The 25,134-nt window shown below is 66.6% G+C and carries 27 protein-coding genes and 2 pseudogenes; 6 read left to right on the top strand and 23 right to left on the bottom strand.

Annotated elements, in window-relative coordinates; all coding sequences use genetic code 11:
* Positions 1-62 precede the first annotated feature (62 nt).
* The 4 genes and pseudogenes from GO592_RS13595 to GO592_RS13580 all read right to left on the bottom strand — a co-directional run bounded on the left by GO592_RS13595 (position 63) and on the right by GO592_RS13580 (position 2,470).
* The gene (locus GO592_RS13595; protein ID WP_237720502.1) at positions 63-617 is read right to left on the bottom strand and encodes a hypothetical protein; all 555 of its coding nucleotides are present in this window, start codon (positions 615-617) and stop codon (positions 63-65) included.
* 904 nt (positions 618-1,521) lie between these two features.
* Complete coding sequence (locus GO592_RS13590) at positions 1,522-1,677, bottom strand: DUF6131 family protein (protein WP_007298838.1); 156 nt, start codon at positions 1,675-1,677, stop codon at positions 1,522-1,524.
* A gap of 63 nt (positions 1,678-1,740) precedes the next feature.
* A pseudogene (locus GO592_RS13585) lies at positions 1,741-1,924 on the bottom strand (CsbD family protein).
* 81 nt (positions 1,925-2,005) lie between these two features.
* Positions 2,006-2,470, bottom strand: coding sequence for a hypothetical protein (locus GO592_RS13580; protein WP_007298839.1), 465 nt, complete (start codon positions 2,468-2,470; stop codon positions 2,006-2,008).
* Positions 2,471-2,587: 117 nt separating this feature from the next.
* Between GO592_RS13580 and GO592_RS13575 the strand changes: the two are divergent.
* The 3 genes and pseudogenes from GO592_RS13575 to GO592_RS13565 form a co-directional block, all read left to right on the top strand.
* Positions 2,588-2,986: pseudogene (locus tag GO592_RS13575) on the top strand (TetR/AcrR family transcriptional regulator); the annotation flags it as partial.
* 185 nt (positions 2,987-3,171) lie between these two features.
* Positions 3,172-3,330: a hypothetical protein gene (locus GO592_RS13570; RefSeq protein ID WP_157234281.1), complete on the top strand. Its 159-nt coding sequence runs from the start codon at positions 3,172-3,174 to the stop codon at positions 3,328-3,330.
* 625 nt (positions 3,331-3,955) lie between these two features.
* Entirely contained in the window at positions 3,956-5,023 is a 1,068-nt protein-coding gene (locus tag GO592_RS13565; protein ID WP_007298842.1) for a magnesium transporter, read from the top strand.
* Between the two features lie 47 nt (positions 5,024-5,070).
* Here the strand turns inward: GO592_RS13565 and GO592_RS13560 are convergent, their stop codons facing one another.
* Entirely contained in the window at positions 5,071-5,253 is a 183-nt protein-coding gene (locus tag GO592_RS13560) for a hypothetical protein (protein ID WP_007298843.1), read from the bottom strand.
* Between the two features lie 256 nt (positions 5,254-5,509).
* Here GO592_RS13560 and GO592_RS13555 point away from each other — a divergent pair, with 256 nt between their 5' ends.
* Positions 5,510-6,391: a universal stress protein gene (locus GO592_RS13555; protein ID WP_007298844.1), complete on the top strand. Its 882-nt coding sequence runs from the start codon at positions 5,510-5,512 to the stop codon at positions 6,389-6,391.
* A 37-nt stretch (positions 6,392-6,428) separates the two neighbouring features.
* Positions 6,429-7,022 (top strand): hypothetical protein, encoded by a 594-nt coding sequence (locus GO592_RS13550; RefSeq protein ID WP_007298845.1) that lies wholly within the window; start codon positions 6,429-6,431, stop codon positions 7,020-7,022.
* A 16-nt stretch (positions 7,023-7,038) separates the two neighbouring features.
* Here the strand turns inward: GO592_RS13550 and GO592_RS13545 are convergent, their stop codons facing one another.
* From GO592_RS13545 to GO592_RS13505, 9 genes are all read right to left on the bottom strand, one after another.
* Positions 7,039-8,349, bottom strand: a complete 1,311-nt coding sequence (locus GO592_RS13545; RefSeq protein WP_007298846.1) for a wax ester/triacylglycerol synthase domain-containing protein — start codon at positions 8,347-8,349, stop codon at positions 7,039-7,041.
* Positions 8,346-9,785, bottom strand: a complete 1,440-nt coding sequence (locus GO592_RS13540) for a wax ester/triacylglycerol synthase family O-acyltransferase (protein ID WP_007298847.1) — start codon at positions 9,783-9,785, stop codon at positions 8,346-8,348. Before GO592_RS13540 ends, GO592_RS13545 begins: the two co-directional genes overlap by 4 nt.
* A 61-nt stretch (positions 9,786-9,846) precedes the next feature.
* The gene (locus GO592_RS13535; protein WP_007298848.1) at positions 9,847-10,446 is read right to left on the bottom strand and encodes an Rv1733c family protein; all 600 of its coding nucleotides are present in this window, start codon (positions 10,444-10,446) and stop codon (positions 9,847-9,849) included.
* A gap of 65 nt (positions 10,447-10,511) precedes the next feature.
* The gene (locus GO592_RS13530) at positions 10,512-11,366 is read right to left on the bottom strand and encodes a universal stress protein (RefSeq protein WP_007298849.1); all 855 of its coding nucleotides are present in this window, start codon (positions 11,364-11,366) and stop codon (positions 10,512-10,514) included.
* A gap of 110 nt (positions 11,367-11,476) precedes the next feature.
* Entirely contained in the window at positions 11,477-12,493 is a 1,017-nt protein-coding gene (locus GO592_RS13525) for an Acg family FMN-binding oxidoreductase (protein WP_039952031.1), read from the bottom strand.
* Positions 12,494-12,653: 160 nt separating this feature from the next.
* A complete protein-coding gene (locus tag GO592_RS13520) occupies positions 12,654-13,952 on the bottom strand; it encodes an MgtC/SapB family protein (protein ID WP_007298851.1) in 1,299 nt (432 codons plus the stop codon).
* The gene (locus tag GO592_RS13515; RefSeq protein WP_007298852.1) at positions 13,939-14,877 is read right to left on the bottom strand and encodes a universal stress protein; all 939 of its coding nucleotides are present in this window, start codon (positions 14,875-14,877) and stop codon (positions 13,939-13,941) included. The genes GO592_RS13520 and GO592_RS13515 overlap by 14 nt, the downstream gene beginning before the upstream one ends.
* 2 nt (positions 14,878-14,879) lie before the next feature.
* Positions 14,880-15,680, bottom strand: a complete 801-nt coding sequence (locus GO592_RS13510; RefSeq protein ID WP_005257886.1) for an ABC transporter permease subunit — start codon at positions 15,678-15,680, stop codon at positions 14,880-14,882.
* Positions 15,670-16,581, bottom strand: coding sequence for an ABC transporter ATP-binding protein (locus GO592_RS13505; RefSeq protein ID WP_007298853.1), 912 nt, complete (start codon positions 16,579-16,581; stop codon positions 15,670-15,672). Before GO592_RS13505 ends, GO592_RS13510 begins: the two co-directional genes overlap by 11 nt.
* Before the next feature lie 156 nt (positions 16,582-16,737).
* Between GO592_RS13505 and GO592_RS13500 the strand changes: the two genes are divergently transcribed.
* On the top strand, positions 16,738-17,751 hold the full coding sequence (locus tag GO592_RS13500; RefSeq protein ID WP_007298854.1) for an Acg family FMN-binding oxidoreductase: 1,014 nt from the start codon (positions 16,738-16,740) through the stop codon (positions 17,749-17,751).
* 25 nt (positions 17,752-17,776) lie between these two features.
* On the opposite strand, the gene GO592_RS13495 is transcribed toward GO592_RS13500, so the two are convergent.
* The 9 genes from GO592_RS13495 to GO592_RS13455 form a co-directional block, all read right to left on the bottom strand.
* Positions 17,777-18,244 carry a hydrogenase maturation protease gene (locus tag GO592_RS13495; protein WP_007298855.1) on the bottom strand — a complete coding sequence of 156 codons (468 nt, stop codon included), beginning with the start codon at positions 18,242-18,244 and terminating at the stop codon, positions 17,777-17,779.
* Entirely contained in the window at positions 18,241-19,533 is a 1,293-nt protein-coding gene (locus GO592_RS13490; RefSeq protein WP_007298856.1) for a Ni/Fe hydrogenase subunit alpha, read from the bottom strand. The genes GO592_RS13495 and GO592_RS13490 overlap by 4 nt, the downstream gene beginning before the upstream one ends.
* Complete coding sequence (locus GO592_RS13485) at positions 19,517-20,302, bottom strand: oxidoreductase (RefSeq protein WP_007298857.1); 786 nt, start codon at positions 20,300-20,302, stop codon at positions 19,517-19,519. The genes GO592_RS13490 and GO592_RS13485 overlap by 17 nt, the downstream gene beginning before the upstream one ends.
* Positions 20,302-21,150 carry an FAD/NAD(P)-binding protein gene (locus tag GO592_RS13480; protein ID WP_007298858.1) on the bottom strand — a complete coding sequence of 283 codons (849 nt, stop codon included), beginning with the start codon at positions 21,148-21,150 and terminating at the stop codon, positions 20,302-20,304. Before GO592_RS13480 ends, GO592_RS13485 begins: the two co-directional genes overlap by 1 nt.
* Positions 21,147-21,608, bottom strand: a complete 462-nt coding sequence (locus tag GO592_RS13475; protein WP_007298859.1) for a cyclic nucleotide-binding domain-containing protein — start codon at positions 21,606-21,608, stop codon at positions 21,147-21,149. Before GO592_RS13475 ends, GO592_RS13480 begins: the two co-directional genes overlap by 4 nt.
* A complete protein-coding gene (locus GO592_RS13470; RefSeq protein WP_007298860.1) occupies positions 21,605-22,762 on the bottom strand; it encodes a 4Fe-4S dicluster domain-containing protein in 1,158 nt (385 codons plus the stop codon). Before GO592_RS13470 ends, GO592_RS13475 begins: the two co-directional genes overlap by 4 nt.
* Before the next feature lie 126 nt (positions 22,763-22,888).
* Complete coding sequence (locus GO592_RS13465) at positions 22,889-23,176, bottom strand: DUF1876 domain-containing protein (protein WP_005257904.1); 288 nt, start codon at positions 23,174-23,176, stop codon at positions 22,889-22,891.
* 68 nt (positions 23,177-23,244) lie between these two features.
* Positions 23,245-24,666, bottom strand: coding sequence for a wax ester/triacylglycerol synthase domain-containing protein (locus GO592_RS13460; RefSeq protein ID WP_007298861.1), 1,422 nt, complete (start codon positions 24,664-24,666; stop codon positions 23,245-23,247).
* A gap of 210 nt (positions 24,667-24,876) precedes the next feature.
* On the bottom strand, positions 24,877-25,131 hold the full coding sequence (locus GO592_RS13455) for an SHOCT domain-containing protein (RefSeq protein WP_005257908.1): 255 nt from the start codon (positions 25,129-25,131) through the stop codon (positions 24,877-24,879).
* Positions 25,132-25,134: the final 3 nt, after the last annotated feature.

The following is a 25,134-nucleotide window of genomic DNA, read 5'->3' as shown; positions in this document are numbered from 1 at the left end:
TTTTCTGTGGAGCGTCGTGTGCCGCCCGCTCGCGAAATCGGCCCTGCCACCCGCCGATCAGGTCAGTCTGCGGCGGCTGCTCGCACTGCGGCGACGATCGCCATGACAAGCAGGGCCAGCAGCAGGACCACGAGCAGCACAGGCCCGAGGAGGAGTCCGAGGACCAGGAGGAGAATAAGGGCGATCTTGGCCTTGGTGCTCAATCCGGAGACCAGACCTTTGATCGCGGCCCACACAGGATTCTTACCCGTCAGGGCGGCGCGAACGCCTTCGAGTCCGGCTTGCATGCCCACCCCGCCGTGCGCGACCTCGTCGACGAGGGTGTCGATCCACTCCTGGATCTTCTGCTTGATCTTTTCCGTCAGCATGGCGCCACGGTCCCGCGCCGTCTCCAGTAGCTGGCGAATATGGGTTTTCAGCCATTCGATGGCGGCCTCGACCGACCGCAACACCAGGCCCGGGGTGGTGTCGGAGGGCCCGCCGCGGTGGGTGTCCTTCGCTGACGAGTCCGGTCGGCGTGTGCGAGTCGGGGCGGTGGACCGCGGGTGCGCGGCCGTGCGGGACCCCGCACCTCGGGGATGCGTGCGGGCTGCCGGCTTCGCGGTGGTGGCCCGCACCGGCACACGCCCGGAGGGCGCCTCGCTGTCGGCGCGCCGCCGACGGGGTGCGCCCGAGGATGATTCGCCGGTGGCGTCCGTTCGCCTCGGTCGCGGTGTCGGTTCCCTCCGCCGCGGGCCACTACGCCGGGAGGTGGCCGCAGTCGATGTCGTCGCCGCCGGCCGCCTGCGCGGCAGCCGCCCATTCTCGGTTGTGATGGGCGTCGTGGACCTTTTCGCCGTCGTGGATGTCCGGGCCGCCGGCTTGGTTGCGGTGGTCGCGGTGGGGTTGTCGCCGCCGGCAATCGTGCCGTGGCCGACTGTGCCGCCTCGGTGCGAGGGTGTCCGGCCGCCCGTTCTTGCTCGTGCAGCCATACACTCAAACTACCCCCGGGAGGTGATCCCCGGGAACCGGATTGGGCACCGGAACACTGCACCCCCGGGGAGCACGGGCGTTGGGATGACCGAGAGGCCGAATATCGACGATCGGCGGTCGCGCTCGGTTGAGCGGATCGTTGCCCGAACACTGATCTGTTCGAGGGAAATGTTGGAACGTCAACCAAAATCCGTTGCGGGAACACCATTCCACAGCAATTCGGTGACGTCGTGGAAGCAGGCGAGTGTCACCGGGTAGTCCCGGTGCCCGAGCACCGACTGGGCTGACGAAGGCGCGAACGGTGGAACCGTGGTCCTGCTGCCCGTGGATCACCAACCGGGCCGCGGCATCCGGGACGGCCGCGTACTCCGCCGCACCATCGGCTTCCAGGGGGTAGCTGGTCAGTTGGTCGCTGAGCGCCTCGACGTCCGCGTCGGTGAGGTGCGCGTATTCCTTGATGTCGGATATCGCCATGGCGTCCTCCAGGTTCCGGACGAGCTCCGTCCCGGAACGCTGGGGTGCGCACGTCCGGTGCGGCTTCGGACCGGGTCAGTAGTAGTGGCGTCGGCCCGCAACCGCGTGGCCGGTCATGCCCATGGTCTCGAGGACCACGCCGATGACGATGAGCGCGATACCGACGTACAAGAGGACGGGGATGCCGGCCACCGCGCCGATGATGGCGAGGATGATGCCGAGAATGATCATGACGGCGACCTGATTTCGGGATGGAGACTGGGGGATTGGGGGATCGGACGGTGTGTGAGCGGGTCAGTGTTTGAAGGGGTGCCTGATCTTCTGCTTGAACTTGTCACCGGTTTGCTTGGCGTTGCCCTTGGCCTGCTCTGCACTCCCCTCGGCTTCCATGCGTTCATTTCCGAGGGCCTTGCCGACCGTCTTCTTGGTTGCGCCCTCGGCGGCCGGCCTTGTGCCGAAGCTTCTTCGCGATGCTCATGGCGGTGCTTCTTCTCTCTTGGGTGATCGGACGGCGCGGCTGCGGCGGCGGATGTCTGTGGGGCCCGGTGCCGGGGTGTCCTCAGCGTGCGACGTCATGGGTGGTGGTGGCCTGAGTTGTTCGGTGGCCGAACGGGTGCCGCCAGTCGCGTCCCCCGGCGGGCCGGCGACCGCGATCGACACCGTGCGGTGACGCGTGGGCGGTGTCCGGGTCCGCGGCGACCATGTTGCGCTGTTCGGCGAGGCGGTCCCGATCCTGGTACGCATCGGCTGTTTCGCGGCGCGATTCTGTCAGGTCGTGGCGGGCGATGCGGCCGCGCCGGGAGGTGCGCCGGGCGCCGGCCAGGAGCAGGCCGAGTCCGATGAGCCCTACCGCGCCGACAACGATGCCGTAGAGGAACAGCGTGCCGGTGGAACCGGTGACGTGATAGCCGAACACGGCGAACCCGTCGGTGAGGGCGTGGCCGTCGCCGCTGTTGCTCAGCACGCCGGTGAGTCCGACGATCACGGCGGCGAGAAGGACGACGAGTCCGAAGATGATGATCATGACGGCCTCCAGTGGCCCACGGTGTATTACCTAGTCAACGCCGCATTCGCCCTCGCGTCAACAGCGTAGAGCTACGGCTTAGCGCTACAGTGAAACGGCGTAGGGAAGGGGGTAGTGATGGCCGATGTGCCCGCTCCTCGCGCGACCCGGCCCGGCCGTGGGCGCGACCCCGGCGGTGATCCGATCACCCGGCAGCGGGTACTCGCGTGTGCGCTCGGGATCGTCGATCGCAGTGGCATCGACGGGCTGTCGATGAGGCGCCTCGGCAAAGCGTTGGGCCGCGACCCGATGGCCCTGTACCGTCACGCTCCGAGCAAGGCGGCGCTCCTCGACGCGCTCGCCGAGCGTGTCCTCGAACAATTCGAGGTCGACATCGGCGACGTCGACTGGGCAACTCAGCTGCGGGAGGTCGCGCGGGGCTTCCGCCGGTTGGCGCTCGCCCATCCTCAGATGGTGCCGCTCCTGGTCACCCGGCCGCTGTCGACACCGCTCGGGCTTCGGCCGCTGGGCACCGTGGCACGCTCTCGGTATGCGCTGTCGCTCAGCATCGACGGTAAGCCGGAAAACGCTGCTCGAGCCCTTCGAGATCGACCCTGAACGGGCTGACCCCGAGATGGCGACGGACTGCAACGTGGCGCCCCAAGACCTCCCAGATCCTGATCGCGACGACGAGCAGCCCAAAGGCAGCTACGCAACTTCACATGGGGACTTCTACCGAACTGGCAAGTCGACCCGGGGGGCAGGTCGACAAGCGACTGCTCAGGGAACAGTGCCTGCTCGAGGGCTATCGGCTCGATTCCGACAATCGGCGCGGGGGAGAAGCGACGGGATACGGCCTGCACGAAGCCGCGGTGTGTTGAGCGCGATGTCGTCCCGGCCGCCGGTAAAGGGCGGTGGCAGCACGCGCCCGTGTCTTCGTGTCAGGTTCCTCGCGAGCGAAACCGGTGAATTCTCGACGAGGATGTCGCGGCCGGCTCGGCCGGATGTTCTCCCGTCCAAGCGGTTCTGGTCGTCGCGTCGTTCGACACAGAGATCGCCGGTGGCGCGGCGCGGCGGAGGATGGGCGGGCCGGATGGGCCCGGCATATTGCGGGGGCGGCCCCAGCGATCCACTAGTTGACATAATGTGGATTATCGGCAAAAAGTGGCGTTTTGTCGCCGCAGGTCAGAGGGCCGGATTCGGCCTGCCTCTATACCGACAGCCTGTTCTGCGACTGCCTGGTGCCCGGGTCCGTCCGGCGCTCGTTCGTCACCCATTCGGCTCGGTGCGTCGACGTCGAACCGTCGCGGCGCGATGCGTCCGTCGGCGTGCTGAATAATATTCACGTCGCCGGATGTGCGGCGCCGGACCGCTAAAGCCAATTCGGCGTCGTCGCCGAGTGGTCGACTCTTCCGAATGAATGTTCGGTTTCGGGTGTCCCCTCCTCCCGCCCACCCTCCTTATTTCGTCACTGTGACGTAACGACCGTGGCTTGGTTCATGTGGAATGTGGCCGGTGTCGGATAACGCGCGCCCCCTTGCCGTGCCAGGATCGAAGGGCATTCACAACACGTCCGGAAAGGGTGTGCCGGTGTCCGAATTGCTGGCCTTCGACGATGAGCCCGAACCCAGGACTGCGCTCCGGCACGCCTGCATGCGGGTTCCGACCGCCGCCCCGGGCGACTCGGTGACGGCCGTACTGAGCGATATGGCCACCAAGCGATATGACTGCGCTTCGGTCGTCGCCGTACTGGTCGCCGGCCGGCTCGTGGGTGTCGCACCGATCGAACGTATGTTCGGTGCCCCCGGCTGTGCGGAGCTACGCGACGTCATGGATCCGAATCCGCCCGCGGTCCGACCCGATACCCACCAGGAACGGGCCGCGTGGCAGGCGGTTCAGCACGGGGAGCCGGGGCTGGCCGTGGTCGATGACGACGGTCGGTTCCGTGGTCTGATAGCGCCACAACAACTTCTCACCGTGCTGCTCCAGGAGCATGAGGAGGATCTCTCACGCCTGGGTGGCTTCCTCCATTCGGTCAAGACCACCCGCGAGACGAGCGTGGAGAGCGTGCGGCGCAGGCTGTGGCACCGTGTTCCTTGGCTCCTCGTCGGATTGCTGGGTGCCATGGTCTCGGCCGTGTTCATGGCGGCGTTCGAAGTCACTCTCGAAGCGAACGTGGCCGTCGCCTATTTCATACCCGGAATCGTCTATCTCGCGGACGCGGTGGGGACGCAGACCGAGACCCTGGCGATCCGTGGCTTGTCCGTCGGAGTGGGAATTCGACGTATCGTGCGGCGCGAAGCGCTCACCGGTCTGTCGGTGGGTGCGCTCCTCGGAGCCGTGATGCTCCCGGTCGTCAGCCTGATGACCGGTGACACGATGCTCGCGGTCGCGGTGGCCGCAGCGGTTCTCGCCGCGAGTGCGATCGCCACTATCGTCGCCATGGTGTTGCCGTGGCTCCTGCAGCGACTCGGCAAGGACCCGGCATTCGGCTCCGGTCCACTTGCGACTGTCGTACAGGACCTGCTGTCGATCATGATCTATTTCGCGGCCGTCACGGCGCTCGTCAGTTAGATCCCCCTGTCCGAACCTGCGGCGAGGAGGCGGGACACCGAAAGCGCCTACCCTGCAAGGACCTTGAAAAGGTCGTAGACCATCCACGCCGGCCAGAACAACCCTTGGATGATCGCGAGAACATACTCCCAGAATGCGTCCGCCTGCTGCCAGAACCACACCCAGGCTCCGAAGATGCCCAGCGCGTAGATCGCTCCGCCGCCCGCGGCGCCGGTGTTGCCGTCGCTCATGGTCACATACCTTCCCCAGGCCGAAGTGCGTGACACCGGATCGCGAGAAACACGATCGGGGCGCCTCGTCTCAGTGTCATCGCCGCCGGTCTGCGGTGACAGAGTCATTGGTCACCCGCGGCGCTGCGGCTTTGCCGTAGGGAATGGGGTCCAGGGTCTCAGCCTGGTGACCTTCTCCCCTACGGGTATCACCCGTGGGCCGCAACGATGAAGATCGAGGCAGAAACTCGGCGCCAGGAACCCGTAGGAGTGCATCATGTCCGGCCACCGCCCGATCGTTGTAGGGATCGACGGCTCCCCATCGTCGCTGCAGGCTGTTGCATGGGCGGCGAGGGAGGCCGCGCTCCGCAGCTCGCCCCTGTCACTGGTCACGACGATGTTCGTTCCCGGAAGGTACGGCGTCCCGATCGGTGTGCCTGCCAGCTTCTTCCAGGACGAGGAGCGCGACGGTAAGGACAGGTTGGACCGCGCGGCGCAAACCGCTCGTGCCGCAGTGCCCGAACACCACATCGAGATCGAGACCACCGTCTGCTCCGGGACGCCGGCCGGTGAACTTCTTGAACGTTCGGCGGATGCCACGATGCTCGTTGTGGGTGCGAACAGACGGGGAATCGTAGAGCGCGCCGTCCTGGGATCGGTCAGTTCGGCGGTGGCGACCCACGCCTCATGCCCGGTCGCGGTGATCCGCGGTGAACCTGATCGCAATATCAACGACATTTCCGGACCGGTTGTCGTGGGTGTCGACGGATCACAACACAGTGAACCGGCCATCTCGATGGCCTTCGAGGAAGCATCCCTACGGCAATCGGAACTCGTCGCCGTTCACGCATGGTCCGACATCGTCTTGGAACTCTCCTTGGACGGAGGCAGCGAAGCCGAGTGGACGCGGGATGCGGCCAACGAAACGGCCCTGTTGTCCGAGAATCTCGCCGGTCGTGCGGAGAACTATCCGGATGTGAAGGTTCGCACCATCGTGGTCAGGGATCGCCCCACCCGGCACCTGCGTGAGCAGGCCGAGAATGCGCAGCTTCTCGTGGTGGGGAGCCGGGGGCGAGGAGGGTTTTCCAGCATGCTGCTGGGGTCGACCAGCAGGGCGTTGATGCATTCGGTCGTCTGCCCACTCCTCATTGTTCGCTAGCCCTACCGCGGGGATGCCGCCCAGGAGGAGATGTATCGTGCACGACCCCAGCCTCGGATCAAGCCTGATCGAGTCCCAGCTGCCGAGGTATGAGCAACGCATTCTGCGCACGCAGGTCGTCCGTGCGTCTGCGCCGACGACCTTCGCCGCCATCCGCCGCGTCGACTTCTTCCGGTCGCCGGCGGTCGCGCTCCCGAACCGGGCCCGAATTGCGATCGACACCGTCCGCGGACGTCGGGGCGCCCATATCCAGCGGAGTCGGTCCGAATTCAGGTTCGACCAGCTGCTGGAACCCGACGGCGGGTTCCATCTTCTCGCGGAGGAGCCGGGACACGCGATGGTGCTCGGGTTCATCGGTCGCTGGTGGGAGAAGGGCTACGGCCGCGTCGAGTGGTCGCCAGCAGACTTCGGCCGGTTCGCCCTTCCCGGATATGGCATCGGCGCTTGGGGTTTCACAGTTCTCACGTACGACGCCCACACGTCTGTCCTAGTCACCGAGGTGCGCGTACACGGCACGGACGACAAGGCACGGCGAAGTTTCCACGGGTATTGGACGGTGGTGGGCCCGTTCGTCAAGGCGATGGGTGGACCGGTACTGCGCCTGATCCGGGACGAGGCCGAGTCTCTCTGAGTCGCGGCCCAGCTCGTCACTCGATGGCGGCCCGGAATTGTTCGTGCAGAGCTGCGGCGAGCTCGCGGACCTCGGGTACGACGTCGGGGTCGACGATGATCGTTACTGTCAGCGTGCCCGCATAGGATAGTGCCGCGAACGCGACGCCGACGTTCCCCGCGGTGACGGTGATCGGGGTGATGCCTGTGATCGGTGCCCCGGCGATGACGACTTGCCCAGGGGGACCCGGGAGATTCGTCAGGAACGAGTTGACGAGTCGCTGACGGTCGACGAACCACCGAAACAACCGCAGCGCGGCCAGGATCCGGAAAAGTGGTCCGATCAGTGCGGAGGACGTACCTCGGGTTCGCATCTTCTGAACGCGGGTGACGCCCGAAACAGTGGTCAGCCGTTCCTGGAAACTTCCTACCAGCGGTACACGTACCGGCATTACACCGACCTGGTTCCCCAGGTGCCCACTCGTTGCCGAACTCCGGGCCGAGACGGGCACCGACACCACCAGCTCCTGCGGAAACTCCATCCGCTCACGTAGGAGTTCGGCCAATGCCCCAGTGACGGCGACCAACAGAACATCGTTGACGGTGGCACCCGACCTCCGCCCCGCTGCCCGGACACCGTCGAGACCGACGTCGACGGTCATTACCCTGCGACGGGGGCCGGTGGCAGCGTTCAGGGAACACCGCGGTGCCCACCCGCCGCGCCCACGACCGAGTTCGGCCCAGCCGCCTCGTATACGAGCAACCCTGTGCGGAAGTCGGCGCAGCGTGCGGCACCGTTCGGAAACGCGGTCGACGAACCGGCCCCGAGGCGGTGCCGCGGTATCGTGGGCCGGCCCAGCCGCGTCCGCGCCGTCGACCAGGCGCGCGAGCACGGCGAGCCCACCGATCCCGTCGGCCACGACGTGATGCAGCACCAGCACCAGACCGGTGCGATCGTCGATGAGACCGGTGACGACGACCGCCCGCCACAATGGTCGTGACCGGGGCAGCGGCCGGATCACCGCGTCCACCGCGATTGCCAGCGCAGCGTCACGGTCCCCCGGGCTCGGGCACCGGACTCGGGCCACATGGGCGCGGACGTCGAAATCGGAGTCGTCGACCCAGTACGGCCGTCCCAGGCCCCGCCGTGGCGTGGCCAGGCGCTGTTGCAGGCGCCGAATGCTGGTGAGCCGCCGTGCGAACGTGGCCTCGACGGTCGCCGTATCCACGTCACCTCCACCGGCAACGAAAAGTATCGCGCCGACGTTCATGGGTACCGGTCCGACGTCCGAGACGAGCGTGATCAAGTCGCCCGAGCCGAGTTGCTCGCGACGGTCGCCGGCCGTCATTCTGAGGCTGCGTCAGCCGCGCGCGACGAGGCGAGGAGAATCAGGACACCACGTTCTATGGAGTCGGACAGGTCGGTGAGGTCCGGTGTGGTGTCGTAGTCCCCGGTGAGACCGAAGGCGAGATGGTCGCTGTAGCTGAGGATCGCGATCCCGATCCGCAGCCGCAGCGCGATCGGCACGTACGGAAGGATCTCGAGGATGGTGCGGCCCATTACGTGTCGTGTGGCCTTCGGTCCGGGGACGTTGGTTGCGACGGCGACGACACTGTGCTGAGGAAACCGGGTGGCGAGTCGAACGGCCCAGGCCATGGGCATGAACGGCCCGTACTGGGCCACCGCGGTGAACGCCTTGCCCCCTTCCGCTTCCTTGCTCGCCTTGTGCGTCGTGAGGCGTTCGTGGACGGCGACCAACTGCTCGACCGGGTCTTCGATGTCGACTGGCAGAAAGGGCAGCATGAGCGAGACCTGATTGTGGATCGCATGTTCCTCGGTTGCGGAGCGGACGGACACGGGGACGAGCGTGCGGACCGTGTGGGGTTCGGGACGCTCGCCCCGTTTCAGGAGCAGCTGCCGTAGTCCGGTGGTGATCGCCGCGAGTGCGACGTCGTTCACGGTGACCTGGTACGTGGCGCAGATTTCGCGAACGTCATGCATCCTGACTCGCGCGGCGCAGTAGCGGCGCTGGCGACCGATCGGTCCGATCAGCGAAGTGTCCGTGGATGAGGTCAGTATCTCGGACAGCAGGTGGGTGAGGCCGGTTGCGACGCCGATACCGGCTGCCGTCAGCCGACGTGGAATTGCCAGTGCCGCCGAGACGAGCCGGAGTTGCCGCACCGGGGACAGGAATTCGATCGTCGAGCGGACCAGGCTCTCGACGCTCTCGAGGCGTGTGCCGACGGTCGGTACCGGTACCGGTACCGGCTCGGCGTCGGTGTCGGGCTCTGCGGTCCCCGACGTTTCGGCCACGACTTCGTCGCACATGGCCTCGAACAGTTTGGTTCCGGTGATCCCGTCCGCCATGCAGTGATGAATCTTGGTCAGTATGGCCCAGCGGTCGTCGGTGAGGCCTTCGACGACCCAGCATTCCCACAAGGGGCGGTCACGGTCGAGTCGGTGTGCCATGACTCGGGCGACGAAACCGAACAGGGACTCCTCCTCCCCTGGTTCCGGGACGGCGACCCGTCGCAGATGATGGCCGAGGTCGAAATGCGGATCCGGTGACCAGGAGGGTGGGCTGAAGTCGAGTGGGACCGTGTGAACCCTGTCTCGGGCGTGCGGGAGCTTCGCGAAACGTGCGGCGACTGTGTCACGAAATTCGTCTTGCCCGGGAACGGGGCCGTCCATGATGGCGAGAGCACCGATCGTCAGGCTCGCGTGTGGGTCGGAGTCCTCCGTCTCGAGAAAACCCGCGTCCAGGAAGCTCAAGTTGTCGTCCACTGGCTCTGGCCTCACCATTCGGAAATCGTCGTCGTCTTCTTGTGTTCGACATCGATGGGCGTCAGCTGACCGGCCACCCGGGGGCCTTTCCGAGGTTCCTCCACTCGCGGTCCCACTGTGACATCCGGTATCTGGTTCCTGCCCAGCGAATTCCGATCAACATCGTGAGACAGATCGTCGCACCCGTTGTCCACAGTGCGAGTGCGGCGCCCACGGCCTCGAATGCGTTCTCGGTGCCTGTCTTCGGCGCATCGACGATCTTGCCGGCCGGGTCGATCCACATGCTGATCGTTTGTCCCGCCTTCGCTTCCGGCGCGGTCAGTACCTGGCCGGTGCGTGTGGTCCCATCCACCGCCCACCGGGCCTGTGCCTGCCCCGTGGCACCCGTTGCCGGGGTGGTATCCGCCAGGTTCACAGTTGGGTCCTCGAGGAGCACTGCCGCGATCTGATGCCGGTTTTCGCGGTCGGCGCGGGATTGGTCGTCGAGGCGTGTGTGAGTAACGGTTCCGAAGGCTGCGGCGAGGGGAACCAAGATCAGCACCAGGGCGACGACGGCGAGGAAGACCGAGGATTCGAGGCGATAGCTTCCCCGCATCAGTCTGTTCCCGCTCCACGGCCCCAATCGCCACATCCGCGATACCAGTGTCTGTTCCCCGATCATGACGACCTCCTGCGATTGCTCCTTCGAGTGTCGCGCCGGGACAGATGCCGATGTAGGGCCCAAGGTCATCGCTCTGGTCGGATCGGTCCGGCGATCAGGAGGGGACACGGGGTTATGTGCACCAAGGCTGCGCTGGTCGAGCCGAGCGTCATCCCGGAGAAGCCGCCCCGTCCACGGCTGCCGACCACGATCATCTGGGCTTCGTCGGCCATTTCGAGGAGGTGGCGAACCGGTCGGTCCCGAACGAGGGTCTGTCGCACCCGGACCTCGGGGAATCGTTCACACCATTCGGCGACGCCGGCTTCGAGCACTGACCGCTCCATGGTCTGCTCTTCACCGACGGGGAGTTTCGACAGGTCCTGGTCGGACCACGCGTGCAGTGCGATCAGTTCCGTGCTGTGAAGGGAACACTCCTCGAACGCCAGCCCGACGGCCCGTGCATTGCTCGGAGATCCGTCGACGCCGACGACGACGGGTCCCGTGCCGTCCGCGACTCTCGACCAGCCGTCGATCACTGCTACCGGGCACTGCGCATGACGCGCCACGGCCGAGGTCACGGAACCGATCAGCCCGTCGGTGAACTCGCCGAGTCCGCGCCTGCCGAGTACGACCATTATTGCGCCGGCGGATCGGTCGACGAGTGATCCCGGGGCGTTCTGATGGGACACTTCGGCCCGAATGTCGATGTGTGCGTCTGCGGATCCGGCTCGGGCGGTCTCGAGTGCTTCGGCAAGGTCCCGCTCGGCTCGGGCGTGGAGGATTTCAGCGAGTCGCGGCCCATCTTGTGCACCGCGGTACGTGATGCAGGACAACAACAGTAGCGGCGCCGCGCGCACTGTAGCCTCACGTGCGGCCCACCGCACCGCATCCAGCGACGACCGGGATCCGTCCACTCCCACAACGATCCCCGGATCGACCATGGTGACCTCCTCATCGATTCCGCTCGCTGCCCGAACCTCATTCGTGTCATCGATCTGCGTCGCATCGTTGGGTTGACGCTCGTCGTATTGCCAGGGGTGGCAGCCCTCCCCTACTCACCGGACAGGTTTCCCGGCGCGGGCCGTTCTCGAACCAGGACTTCCGATAACGGGCGTCTGGGTGTGGGCGACGGTTCCCCCACCCCGGTGCCCGCTCCCACCCTGATCAGAACCTGCGGCATCCCGTCCCCGGAAGACAGCTCCCGGAGCATTGTCCGTGTCGCGGCGCGTTCGGTCAGATGGGTGACGGGGCAGGTGGCGAGTCCGCGGTCCGTGCAGGCGAGCAGAACGGCGGAGAGTGCTTCGCCGCTCCGTAGCCAATCAAGTCTCGAATCCGTGGATGTGGAGAGCAGGAGGATCGCGGCGCGGTCTTCCGACGGGCTGCCGTCGGGTGTGCTCGCGCGGCCGGGTGGAAACTCTCGTGAGAGGTGCACCGAGTGCTGCTGCGAGTCGGACGGACGCGCCTGCTCCGGCACTCCGTCGGGGAACAGTCCGCGCCCCGACCACCACCGCAGTTCGGCTTGGTAGGTGGGGTCGTCGTGCCGTAGACCGGTCATCCGGCGTGATGCGTCCTCGAGTGCGGGACGGCTTCGCTCGCCGAGGTCTTCGAGTTCGACGCCTGTTCCTGCAATGATTCGCACCAGCTGCTCGAGTGTCTCCGTCCACGCGGACGGTGCGTCCAGTGGCAGTCGTTCGGTTCGCCTTCGTTCGATCGCCGCCGCCATTCGGGCGACGAAATCTGTCGGTGTCGGAGCCGGGACGAAGCCGACCGTCGACAGGAGTTGCCGGTCGGAAGAACGCGGCAGCCGCTCGATCACAGGACGCCAGCGATTTGCCGTGAATGCGTACTCGAGGTGATTCAAGGCCGCACCGCAGGAGATCACCATCTGACGGCCAAAGCCATCGGTGGCGGGCAGCAGCCGGTCGGGATCGCTGTACAACCGCAAGTTAGTGCCCATCACCCAACGCCACGGTTGGCTGTTGTGCAGCGACGGCGCGCGGCACGCCAGCGCCACAGCTGATTCGACGGTACGCCGGTCGGGTACCACGGGCAGCTCTCGCGTGTTCACAGTGTGTCCGTGTGTGTGGTGGATGCTCCGCCGGTCATCGTGTGTCTCCTGCTTGTCCTGGCTTCGAGTGTTGTGCTCGCGGCTCGGTGGCTCTAGGGCCGTAGGTCATCGACACCGTCCGGCGGAGACGGCACGGTCCGACCAGCGCATCTGCGGCTGATCACTGGATGAGCACGACCCACACGGTCGCGGCTGTCACAGCGACCGGTGGGGCCAGCCACGCCGCCAGCGTCACGGCGAACCGGAACGAACCGGCAACGGCGGCGAGGACCAGTTTGGTGAGCAGGTTCGTTCCGACGGCGACAACCGCCGCCACGGTCGCGGTGTCGACGGTGATCTCGGCACCCGCCGCGGACGCCGCGGCGAGCGACGAGGAATGGGCATCGGCCAATCCGCCGACAGCCGATGCAGCGACCACACCGCCACCTCCGAAGCTGTCCGCGGCGCCCTTTGTCATGACGAGGAGGACGAGCAAAATTCCTGCCAATGAGAGTGTTGCCGGAACCGAGATCGGGCGGTCGAGCAAACCCGTGGCCGGCTGTGTCCCCTGGGCGCGGCTGCCCGACGATCGGTCGTGCGAGCCCCGGAGCACGAGAACGGCGGTCTCCGCGACGACGAGTGCGGCAGCTCCGCCGAGTATCAGTGCCAGCTGTGCCGACACCTCGGAGTTGACGACCCAGGTGATACCGACGACGAGCAGGATGGTGGACAGATTCACGATCAGTGCCGCAGGTAAAGCATCCGGCGAATCCCGTTCTCGGCGCGCTGTCCGCGCCATGACGGCGGTGGTCGCAGCGCCGGAGACGAACCCGCCGCCGAAGCCGACGATCAGCAGTCCCCAGCGTGGGCCGAGGATCCGGGTGGCTACATAGCCCACCCAGCCGATCAGGCTCAGCATGAGCACCAGTCGCCCGATCGTCGCAGGGTTCAACGCGCCGTAGGGCCCGACGTCACGGTCTGGAAGTAGGGGGAGGACGAGGAAGCCGATCGCGAGCAGTACGCAGAAGTCCGTGATGTCGCGTTCGTCGATCATGTGCTCCGCGAATTCGTGCATGGGGTATTTGACGGAGAGGAGGACGAGCACGATCACGCCGAGCGCAACGGCGAGTGACGGATAGTGCCAGGCGAGGGCACCGAGCAGGAAGGCCACCAGGGCGGCGAACGCGGTGGTGGTCCCGACGTCCGGTCGCGGCGGGATATGGGTGCGTACCCAGTACCACCCCACGACGAGGGCCGCGATCCCCACGAAAGCCGCCGTGACTACGGCGGTGCCGAGGTGCGCTGCGATGGCGCCGGCGAGGGCTATGAGCGGAAAGGTACGTGCGCCGGGCAACTCCCAAGACCCCGGGTCCGCACCGTCGGGTGGGGTCCGGGCCGCGTGTTCCCGCTCGATTCCCAGCCCGAGCCCGATCAGCAGGGCGGCGGCGTAGCCGTAGGCGTGGAACTCAGCGATGTCCACGGTCGCCGAACTCCGTGGCGTGATCATGAACCGAACCGGTGTCCGGGTGCAGTTTGCTGATCATGACCGGACAGCGGGCCCGGTGAAGCATGTCCTGGCTCGTCGACCCGAGGATCGCACGGCCGAGCGCGCCGTGCCCATGGCTTCCGACGACGAGAAGTTGCGCGTCCTCACACCAGCGGAGCAATACCTCACCTGCACCACCGGACTCGACAATCTCTCGCACGACCACGTCGGGATATCGCTCGACCCAGCCGGCGAGACTTTCCGCCAGAACTGCCCCTTCCCGTCGGCATGCCCCGACCCCGACCGCGTCGTTCTCGGTATCGTGTGGAAAATCCGACCTCCACGAATGCACCGCGATCAGCGGCGCGTCGAATTGCCCGGCGAATTGGAAGGCGTCGGCCACGGCGGCGACGCTGCACCGGCTGCCGTCCACACCGACGACGACCGCGCGTCGGTCGGGAATCGCGTGCTCTTCGGCTCCCCGCCACACCACGACCGGGCACGGTGAGTGATGGGCGAGTCGCAGCGCCGTAGCGTTCAGATACCCCTCCACCGGGCCTCGTGCCGTCGACCCGATCACCACCATCGACGCTGAGTCCGCCAACGGCAACAGGATGTCGGCCGCCGTCGACCCGGTAGGTGAGGAACACTCCACGGCGAGGGCACGCCGGTCGGCCCTGATGCCGCGCAACGCACCGGCCAGGAACGTTTCCGCGGCGATGCGGTCCTCGTCTTCCGACGGCAGGGGACGCGGTTCTGCGTAGAAGACGGGGGGTGGAGGGAGCACGTGAACCAGGTGCAACGTTGTTCCCTGCTTCTCCGCGACCGCGGCGGCCCAGCGCGCCGCAGCTCTCGCTGCCGTCGAGCCGTCGACTCCGACGACAACCGGCTCGAGAGAAGGTGTCCTCGCGTCGGTCACGGTTATCTCACCACATCGCGCTGGGCGAACCCCACGAGCGCGACTCCGAGCAACACTGCAATTGTGAGTAAGGAGACGGATGCTGCCGCGAACGAGAACCCATGGCGCAACGGATCATGGCCGGCGTACTGATAGAACGGTGAATATCGTTGCCACGGCGCCAACCACGACACCACAGGCCCGAGCCCGTTGAGCACATATGCCAGTATCGCGGCCACGGCAGGAACCGAACGACTCAGTGCGGGGCGGCCGGTGACGGCGCCGATCGCGAATGCGAGTGCGCCGAAGACCAGCGCCAGAAGCGCCAGGTGAGTCATTGCCGCCGCGACGTTTCCCACCGGCAGATCCATGTCGGCGAGTATCCCCTCCCCGAGCAGGGCGAGTCCCATGACCGCCGACAGTGCCACGGTGCCCACGGCGAGGGCACCGAATTTCTCCGTCAGGATTCGCCCGCGGCTCAGGGGCGTGACGAGCAACTGATCGAGCGTTCCCCGCTCCTCCTCTCCGGCGACCGCCGCCGCGCCCGTTCCGACGGCATAGATCAGAAGCAGCAATGGACCCATGAACGACAGCAGTTCGATCTCGATGTATCCGACCGGGGTAGACATGTCGGCCCCGGACATCGCGAACAGGGCGCGAAACGCCTCGGGCATTTCGTCGAGGAACTGATTCATCGACGGCTGGTCGCGAACACTGGGCCAGATCGCCACGTACATCGCCACCAACAGCGCGAGCCCGACGACCCATGCAGGGAACGCGCGGCGCTGATCGTACAACGTCTTGGTGAGCACGCTACGCAGCATGTCGGTCTCGACTCTCGTAGAACGCCATGAATGTCTCCTCTAGGTCGGCCTCGGCGCACTCGAAGTCGACGATGCGGAATTGCGAGATCCGACGAATCAGGGCGTCCAACGCTGACTGCGGTGCACTGCACGTGAGCGACGTGCCCGCGACGGTGAGGTCGCGGAGGCCGGCCACTTCGCGGAAGTCCGATTCCCGGATCGGCGTCGCACATTCGGCGATGACATGGTGCAGCGACTTCTGGCGTAGTTCGTGAAGACTCTCGACGGCGATGAGGCGACCCTCCCGCAGTACACCGACGCGGTCGGCTACTTGCTGAACTTCGCTGAGTACGTGAGACGACAGCAACACCGTTCCGCCGGATGCGGTGTGCTCGCGAACGATCGCATGGAACTCGTGTTGCACCAGCGGATCGAGGCCGCCGGTAGGTTCGTCGAGAATGAGCAACTGCGGGCCGGACATGAGCGCGAGGACCAACGCGAGCTTCTGGCGGTTTCCTTTCGACATCGTCCGGACGGTTCGGTCGAGGTCGAGATCGAGCCGATCGGCGAAAACTGTCGCCGCTTTGTCGCCCGGCTTGCCCCGTAGGTGTCCGAAGTACGTGATGTGCTGGCGGCCGGTCATGCGGTCGTACAGTGCCATTTCACCGGGGACATAGCCGATCAGACGATGAACCGCGGGCGCCGCCGACCATGCGTCGAGACCGAACAGCTGGGCCGATCCGGCAGTCGGACGCAGCAAGCCGACGAGCAGACGCAGCGTGGTCGACTTTCCAGCGCCATTGGGGCCGAGATAACCGAAGACCTCACCCTCGACAATATTCAGGTCCACCGCGTCCAGGGCGAGCACGGAGCCGAACCGCTTGGTGAGGCCGACCGTGCGAATGGCGATGTCGCTGGACATCTTCTCAGGCTTACAGCGGGCAGTTGCCGTCAGTAGGGTCTTCCGGCCCGAATCGTCTGCGGGTGTCCGGCAGTGACCATCGGCCCTAACCTCAGGCCACCCAGAAGGCGAACACTGAGGTGAACGCACCGACTGTCCGACCCGGGTCTGGGCGGAGTGCGATTCACCGAGGAGGCGATCGTGGACACCACCATTCCCGACGAGAACGTCGTCCGCATTGCCGTGGACCTCGCCTGCCGGGCACCGTCGGTACACAACAGTCAGCCGTGGCAGTGGACGTACGCCGACGGGCAGCTCGACCTCTACACCGAACGCGGCCGGCTCTTGGCTTCCACGGACCCGTCGGGCCGGCAATTGGTCGTCAGTTGTGGTGCGGCGCTGAATCATCTCCAGACGGCATTGACCGGGCTCAAATGGTCGGTGGACATCCGGCGCGTCCCGGAGGGTCCACACTCGGGGCATCTGGCGACGATTCGGTTCCGCCACGACGCCCGGCCTCAGTCGCACGACTTCGATCTGCTTGCAGCGATCCGGCACCGATATTCCGACCGCAGGCCCTTCGGCCCGGTCAGCGTGAAAACCCCGCTGCCCGCGGCATTGACCGATATGGCGCGGGGCATGGACGTCCACCTGACGGTGCTGGGACAGGACGCTCGTCCGACACTCGCGAAGGCGACGGAGCTGACCGCGGCCGCACGGAAATACGACTCCGCCTACCAGGCCGAACTCCACTGGTGGGCTGGTCATTCCATTCCTCAGGGTGGAATACCGTCGGATTCCCTCGCAACCGCGGAGAACCGTGACCGCGTCGACATCGGACGCCGCTTCCCGGCAGGCCGCGACAATGACGCGAGAACGGCGATCGACCGCTCGACGGTTCTCGTGTTGAGCACCGACACCGACGGCCGCGGTGCGTGGCTCCGGGCCGGTGAGGCCCTGTCCGCGGTGCTGCTGGAGGCTACCGTCGGCGGTCTCGCGACGTGTCCCTTGACGCACACGACCGAACTCCGTCAGAGCCGGGAGATGATCCGCGAACTACTCCCCGACCGCGGCTTCCCGCAGGCCCTGATTCGGGTAGGCACGACTGAGAAGAAGTCTCCGCCGCGGCAGACTCCGCGACGCCCCGTCGAGTCGGTGTTCTCGATCGGCCGCCGCCACTCCACTCGTTGACGATTCCGGCGACACCTGCGCACGGTCAGGACATTCGGTCGGAGTGCTCACCGATCACCGACAGCACCGCCGACACCGCCGTGTCGACAGCTCGACCCACCGCGGGTGAAAGCCCGCGGCCACCACCCAGATCAGCGACCTCCACCGCCAGGACGATCATTCTGTGGGGCAGCCGATCGAGCACGGCGCCGAGGCGAACGGTGTGGTCGAGCGCGATTCCGTGCGTGCTGAACGTCCCCGCCCGAACGTCGCCGAGTTCGTCCGGAGTGAGCCGATAGACGGTGCCGGGTCGCGGCGGGTCGCATACGACGGCGTCCACGATGACGGCCAGCTGCGCACCGGTCCACGCTTCGAGCAGAGTGGCCGGGTCCCCATCGGATACCGACACGCACACGTCCGGGGCGACGTGGTCCGCGACCTGCCGCGCAACCGTCGGGCCGATCCCGTCGTCGCGGCGGAGATCGTTTCCCAGCCCGATCACTACGACGGTCATCGGCGGTCGACTGTGAGGGTCAGAAAGTGGGTGGCGCAGGAGATGCACGGATCGTAGTTGCGGATGGTTCGTTCGCACAGCGTTGTCAGATCGTCATCGGCCAGCATGAGATTTCCGTCCACCGCGCGCCGTAGATCGTGTTCGATGGCAGCCTGATTCTGCGAGGTCGGAGGAATGATGGTGGCGGCGCGGATCAATCCGGTGGGATCGAACTCGTATCGGTGATACAGCAGTCCACGGGGTGCCTCGCTGACCCCGTGCCCGACCGTGCGTATCGGTGGCCCGGCGGTGAACGGCTCCGCAGGCCGCTCGTAGCGGTCGATGATCCGCAAGGCTTCCTCGACGGCGTAGACGACCTCGACGGCGCGGACGACGATGCTACGGTACGGGTTCCGGCACTGCGCGCCCAGCCCGGCGTCGGCGGCGGTCTGCGCCGACACTCCGGCAAGCTGCGACGAATTGAGTGAGTATCGAGCCAGTGGTCCGGTGAGGTAGCGGCGGCCGTCGAGCTCGGCGTGGAGTGCGGTCGAGTGCGGCACCTGACGCTCGACCACGTGTTTCGGGAATTCCTCAGCGGTGCAACGTAATCCGGTCGACGACCAGATATCGCCGTCGTCGATTGCGTAGCGGGAGTCGTCGTGAAGTGCGAGGAGGTCGTGGTCGAGTTCGACGTCGGGGAAGTCGAAGGACGACACCCATCGGACGGTGGCCACGGCGTGATCGAGTGCCGTGCGCAGTTGGTCGGACAGGGGAATCAGTTCGGCTGTGGTCGGCATCCGGTGGAACCCACCGATTCGGACGTTGACCGGGTGGATCGGTCTGCCACCGATCACATCGAGGATCGCGTTTCCGGCCTTCTTCAACGACAGGCCCCGCTCGACGGCCTCCCGATCGCGCCGGGCGAGGGCAATCGAATCCGGGAGCCCCAGAAAGTCGGGTGCGTGCAGGAAGTAGATGTGCAGCACGTGACTGGCAATCCACTCGCCGCAGTACAGAAGTCGCCGCAGATCCCTCACCGCGTCGTCGAGTTCGAGTTCGCATGCCTGCTCGATGGCATTGCATGCGCTCACCTGGTAGGCGACCGGGCAGATACCGCAGATACGCGAGGTGATGTCCGGGGGTTCGAGAAAGTGGCGGCCGCGGAGGAAGGATTCGAAGAAGCGGGGCGGCTCGTAGATGTTGAGTTCGACGCGTTCGGCTCTCCCCTCGCGCACGGTTACGTCGACTCGGCCCTCACCCTCGACCCTGGCGAGGGCGCGCACGGTCAGTTCCCTATTCCGGGGCGCCACGGTCGTGCCCTTCGGATCCGTAGGCCGCTACGTTGAACGTGGCGAAGATGCGGCCGATGGCGTCCTCGTTCATCCCGCACGTGCGCAGCCACCCGCTCATCGCGGCGAGATTCGGGTCGGTGGTGGGACCGAAGCAGCCGTAGCACCCGCGGGAGACCGACGGGCACAGCGCGCCGCACCCGGAGTGGGTCACCGGGCCGAGGCACGGTGTGCCGTCGGCGACCATCACACACGTCAGTCCGCGCCGCTTGCACTCGGTGCACACGCTGGTGTCGGGGATGTTCGGTCGCCGGCCCGCCAGGTACGCGGTGATGACCTCGAGGAGCTGACGCCGGTCGATCGGGCAACCGCGTAGCTCGAAGTCGACGGGGACGTGCGCCGAGATCGCGGTCGAGGTGGCGAGGGTGTCGATGTACTCAGGCCTCGCGTAGACCACCGACAGGAAGTCGTCGATGTCGGCGAAGTTGCGTAACGCTTGGATGCCGCCGGCCGTCGCGCAGGCCCCGATCGTGACGAGAAACCGGGACTGCGCCCGCACTGCGCGGATGCGGTCCCGGTCGGCGGCCGTGGTGATCGACCCCTCGACCAGCGACAGATCGTACGGGCCCGCGGTGATCGTGTCGGACAACTCCAGGAAGTGGGAGATCTCCACGGCCTCGGACAGCGCGAGTAACTCGTCTTCGCAGTCGAGCAACGTCAGTTGACAGCCGTCGCAGGAGGCGAACTTCCACACGGCGAGTTTCGGCTTGGTGGTCGGTGGTGCGCTCATCACAGCTCCGGTACCCGTAGGAGTGGTTCGGCGGTGGCGTAGTCGACGACGGGACCGTCCCGGCACAGCAGCAGTTCGCCGAGCTGGCAGTGTCCGCAGGCCCCGACGCCGCATTGCATGTTCCGTTCCACGGACACTTGAATGTCGCGCGGACTCACCCGGTGGTCCGTCAACGCCCGGGCGCAGAACCGCATCATCGGCTCCGGCCCGCACAACAGTGCGGTGGTGTGTTCGGGGTCGACATCCACCCGGTGCAGGGATTCGGTGACGAATCCGACGCCTCCCGTCCATCCCGCGATCGGCTGGTCGATCGTCAACTCCACGGTGAGGTCGGTGCGGGCCTGCCATGCCGCGAGTTCGCTGCGGTAGAGGATGTCGGCGGGGCTGCGCGCGCCGACGACGAGAGTGAGTCGGCGGAACTTCTCCCGGGCGGCCAGTGCGGCGAGGACCACGGGGCGCAGAGGCGCCAACCCCACTCCCCCGGCGACGATCACGAGGTCGCGGTCCGAGCCGGCCGGCAGGTTCCAGCCCTGCCCGAAGGGGCCCCGCACGCCGATGATCGTACCGAGCGGGGCGTCGTGGAGTGCCTGGCTCACGGCCCCGACGTCGCGGATCGTGTGGACGAGGGTTCCATCGGTTCGGGAGGGGTCTCCGGACACCGAGATGGCGACTTCGCCGACCCCGTGGGCGTACAGCATCATGAACTGGCCGGGGGTGAACCGCGGGAGCGGCATCGGAGGTTCAGAGGCCGGGACCAGGGTCATGGTGACCGAGTCGCGTGTCTCCACCGAACGGGACACGACCCGGTATCCGGTCGGCAGCATGCGGTCGGTGGGCACGACAGTCACCGTTCCCCTCGGTTCGCGTAGAGATCGAGCAGGCGGGCGCGGGTGGACTGCAGTCGGGCGATCAGCACCCCGGACAACGCGCGGGTGACGGCGTACCCGAAGTCGGGTTGGGAGAGCGCCATCTGCTCGAGCGCGGCGACGTCCACTTCCGCGGCGTCGGTGGTCGTGGTGGCCTGTGCATCGAACTGCCACAGCTGCCGGGTGCCGAGCCAGGACCAGCCGAGAACGTCACCGCCGTGCAGGGTTTCGAGTGCGACGGTGCCGCGGCCAGGTACCAGCGTGGTCAGGACGACACTACCGGTACCGAGCAGCCAGCACCGGGTCGCCGGCTCGTTCTCGCGGAAGACGAATTCCCCCGCGGCGAATCGAACCGGTGTGCTGAGTTCTGCGAGCCGGAGCCGGTGCCCGTGGCCGAGGTGGCCGAGGGCAGGGGGCAGCGGCGCTTCGTCGGCGTTCACCGTTGCTCCCGGTCGTCCTCCGGCCGATACGCCGGCATGAGCTGGACGAGCCGTGCGGCCTCTTCGGTGATGTCGATACCGACTGGGCACCAGTCGATGCACCGTCCGCATCCCACGCACCCGGAGCTGCCGAACTGGTCGAACCACGTGCCGAGTTTGTGGGACATCCACTGCCGGTACCGACTCTCCCCTGACGTCCGGACGTTCCCGCCGTGGACGTGGCTGAAATCGGGTTCGAAACACGACGACCAGTGCTGCCAGCGCTCGGCGTGCTCGCCGGTCAGATCGGTGACGTCCTCACTGGTGGTGCAGAAGCAGGTGGGGCACACCATGGTGCAGTTTCCACAGGTCAGGCACCGGCTGGCGACGTCCTCCCAGACGTCGGCTCCGCGCGCGTCGCGGAGGAGGTCATGAAGATCCACCTCGGGCATTGCCCGTCCCATCCGGCCGGCTGCGGTGCTCACGGCGTTCCGGGCCTCGTCGACCTCTGCGGTCGCGGCGGTGCGGTGGGCGACCTCGGCGAGGACGGCGGCACCGGATTCGGTGCCGGCCTCGACGACGAAGCGGTGACCGTTGTCGTCGATGCGCTCGGTCAGTGCCAGGTCGTATCCGGGCCCGGCCGCCGGTCCGGTCCCCATCGAGGCGCAGAAACACACACCTCCGGGTTCGGTGCAGTGGGCGGCCACGATGAACAGTTGCCGGAACCTGCGGGCGGTGGTGCTGTCGGAATCGGGGTCCGGGCACAGCACCCGCCGCAGGACCGCGATCGCCGCGAGATCACAGCCTCGGACCCCCACGAATGCGTAGGGCCGCTCGTCGGGTGCCGGTGCGATGAAGGCACCGTCCCGGTCGACGGACCACTGCTGCTGTCGTGGCGGATGGAGGAAGCGTTTCCACGACTGCGGGCCGGCCGAGTGGCCGAAGACCGCGGCGTCGTCCCGCCGACGCAGCCGATACGTCCCGGGTCCGGTCGTCACACCCCAGCCGGACGGCAGCTGCGCGCCGGATTCGAGTTCGGCGAGAACGATGGCCGAGTCCTCGACGGTGGGACCGACGACGCAATAGCCGCGGGCGCGGAGTGTCTCGATCAGTTGGTCGAGGCCGCGGCGATCCAGAACACTCGCATCGGGGTGGACGGTCGGTTGCCCATCCATGCGCTCACTCCTTTGCCGACCCGGCGGGTGTGGGCCCTTCGTCCATTGAGCCAGGCGCATCACCCCGGAACCAGGGCCGTTCGGCCTTTCCTCGGTTCGTGTCGAAGCCCACCCCGGCGGGCCCGGTTATTCGGTGAGGTGAACGCTGCTGTGAGTGGCCGCTTCCACATCGGCGGCGGTGAGCTCGATCAATTGGTGGGCAAGGTCGGCCAACGCACGTGCCGTGGCCAGTTCGTCCCCGATCTCGGGGATCTCGGTGTCCGCGGGATTCCGGCGTGCGAGCCCGACCCCGACGAGGGTGTGGGTATCGCGGGTTCGGAGCCGGGCCTGTGCCCGGGTCTTGGATCCGCCCTCGTCGGCGTCGTGTTCGTCGATGACGATCTCCACGGACCACTTCTTCTCGTTCATGTTCATCGGCCTCCGTTCGGTGTGGACGCGGTGTCGCGCCCTCGATGTGGTTCTCGGTATGGGGTGTGCCGCGATCACGAGGCCACGACCACCCTCGTATCGGTTGTCTTCGCGCACAGCCCGAGGACGGAGCGAAACCCGTCGGCTATCGAATCGGTCAAGGCGGCGAGATCCGGGACGGCATCGGCGTCGGCGTTGATCCCGACACAGCATCGTGAGGTGTAGGACATCAAGGTGATGTTGAACGCCGATCCGAGTGTGGGACTGAACGCGTAGTAGTGCAGAATCTCCGACCCGGCGATGAACAGTGGCACCGGCGATCCGACGACGTTCGAGGCGACGAAGTCGACGTGTTTGAGCATGTTTCCGAGTGTCGAGGCCGGAAGCAGGTTCAAGGCGCCGGCGATCGTCGGTGACAGCGGAATCGCGGACTCGTGGCGCCAGGCATCCACCGTGGCGTGCACCCGGCGCATCAACTCGGCGGGGTCGTCGACGTCGGTGGGTAGTGCAAAACGTGCCAGGGTGATGCGGTTGCCTCCCATCGGGTCCGTCTCGGCACGCAGGCTGATCGGCAGCGTCATCCGCAGTTCACTGATCTCGGCGCCGTGCAGTCGGTGGTACTTCGCCATTCCCAGCAGGACAGCAGCGAGAAACGCGTCGTTGAGGGAACAGGCACCCGCCGCGGCCGCCTGAGCGAGCGCGTCCACCGGCACGTCGAGCACCGCGCAGTGACGCCGCGTGCTGCGTTTCGTCATCACCGGGGACAGTGTGGAGACCACGGGACGCGTGAGGCGCAGTGTGGAGCCGGCCAGGGCGACTGCGTCGCGCCAGGCGGCCCTCGGAGTCCGGAACAGTCGAACACCGTTGCGGCCGAGCGTGTTCGATGCCCGACGGGCCACGTCCGTGGCCGTGTCCCGGTACCAGGAGAGGCGGCCCGGCGGGTCAGGCGATTCACCGTCCGGCGTGGCGGTCCGTTGCTCGGTCCGGTCCGGCCGTGCCCCCCCGTCGCGGGTGAAATCCACGATCTCGCGAGCAATCTGCATTCCACTGACACCGTCGGTGAGAGAGTGATGCACCTTCATCACGAGGGCGGACTTGCCGTCGTGTAATCCGTCGAGAACGGTGAACTCCCAGAGCGGACGGCGCTTGTCGAACGCGGTCATCTCGGCGGTCCGGGCGAAGTCGAGAACCCCGTCCCATGTTCGGGGTTCGGGAAGGGTGTAGCGGCGCAGGTGCCAGCTGAGATCGAAATCCGGATCGTCTGCCCACCTCGGCGGCGCCAAGCCCATCGGTGCCTCGATCGCCGCCCGCCGGAAGAGGGGTACCAGGTCGACCGCCCTCCGCATCATGTCGACGAATCGGCTCTGATCCGGACTGCGGTCGAGTAGCGCGACCGCCACGATGGTCGAGCGGAGGATCGGATCCTCCTCCATCCGCCACGACATGAAGTCGGTCTGGGTCATGTATTGCTGATGCGTCGTGCTCACGTCGGTCAACTCGCTCGTGCTCGGGTCTGCGGTCGGTCTGGGTCGATGGGCTCGGGGTGGCCGCCGGGGACTCGATCCCTGTGGTTCCCGGCGGGCGACGAGTCACATCGGCATCATGTGCATGGGTGGGAGAACACCCATGCTGTGCAGCCACATCATGAACATGTGGAACATCGGCATCGCATCCATCACGGTCACCTCCTTCGACGTGTGCTCATGTCAGGGTGTCGTCCCGGCGCGCAGAATGGAGAGGCGACTCCGGTATTCCTGCTCGTCGATCTCGCCGCGTGCGAACCGCTCGGCAAGGACCGCCTCGGCACTGCGAAGCGGCGGTGCCCCACCGGGCGGTGCCGGGAACGGGTGACTCACATAACGGATCAGCAGGATGATCCCCACGATCAGTAGGCCCCAGAACAGCGCCATCCCGGTGAACATCAGTGCATACCCCCAACCGCCGAAATCGTTGTCGTACATCAC

It is taken from the genome of Rhodococcus sp. 21391, from assembly GCF_016772255.1.
GTDB lineage: Bacteria > Actinomycetota > Actinomycetes > Mycobacteriales > Mycobacteriaceae > Rhodococcus_F > Rhodococcus_F opacus.
This window is presented reverse-complemented; position numbering and strand designations above follow the sequence as displayed.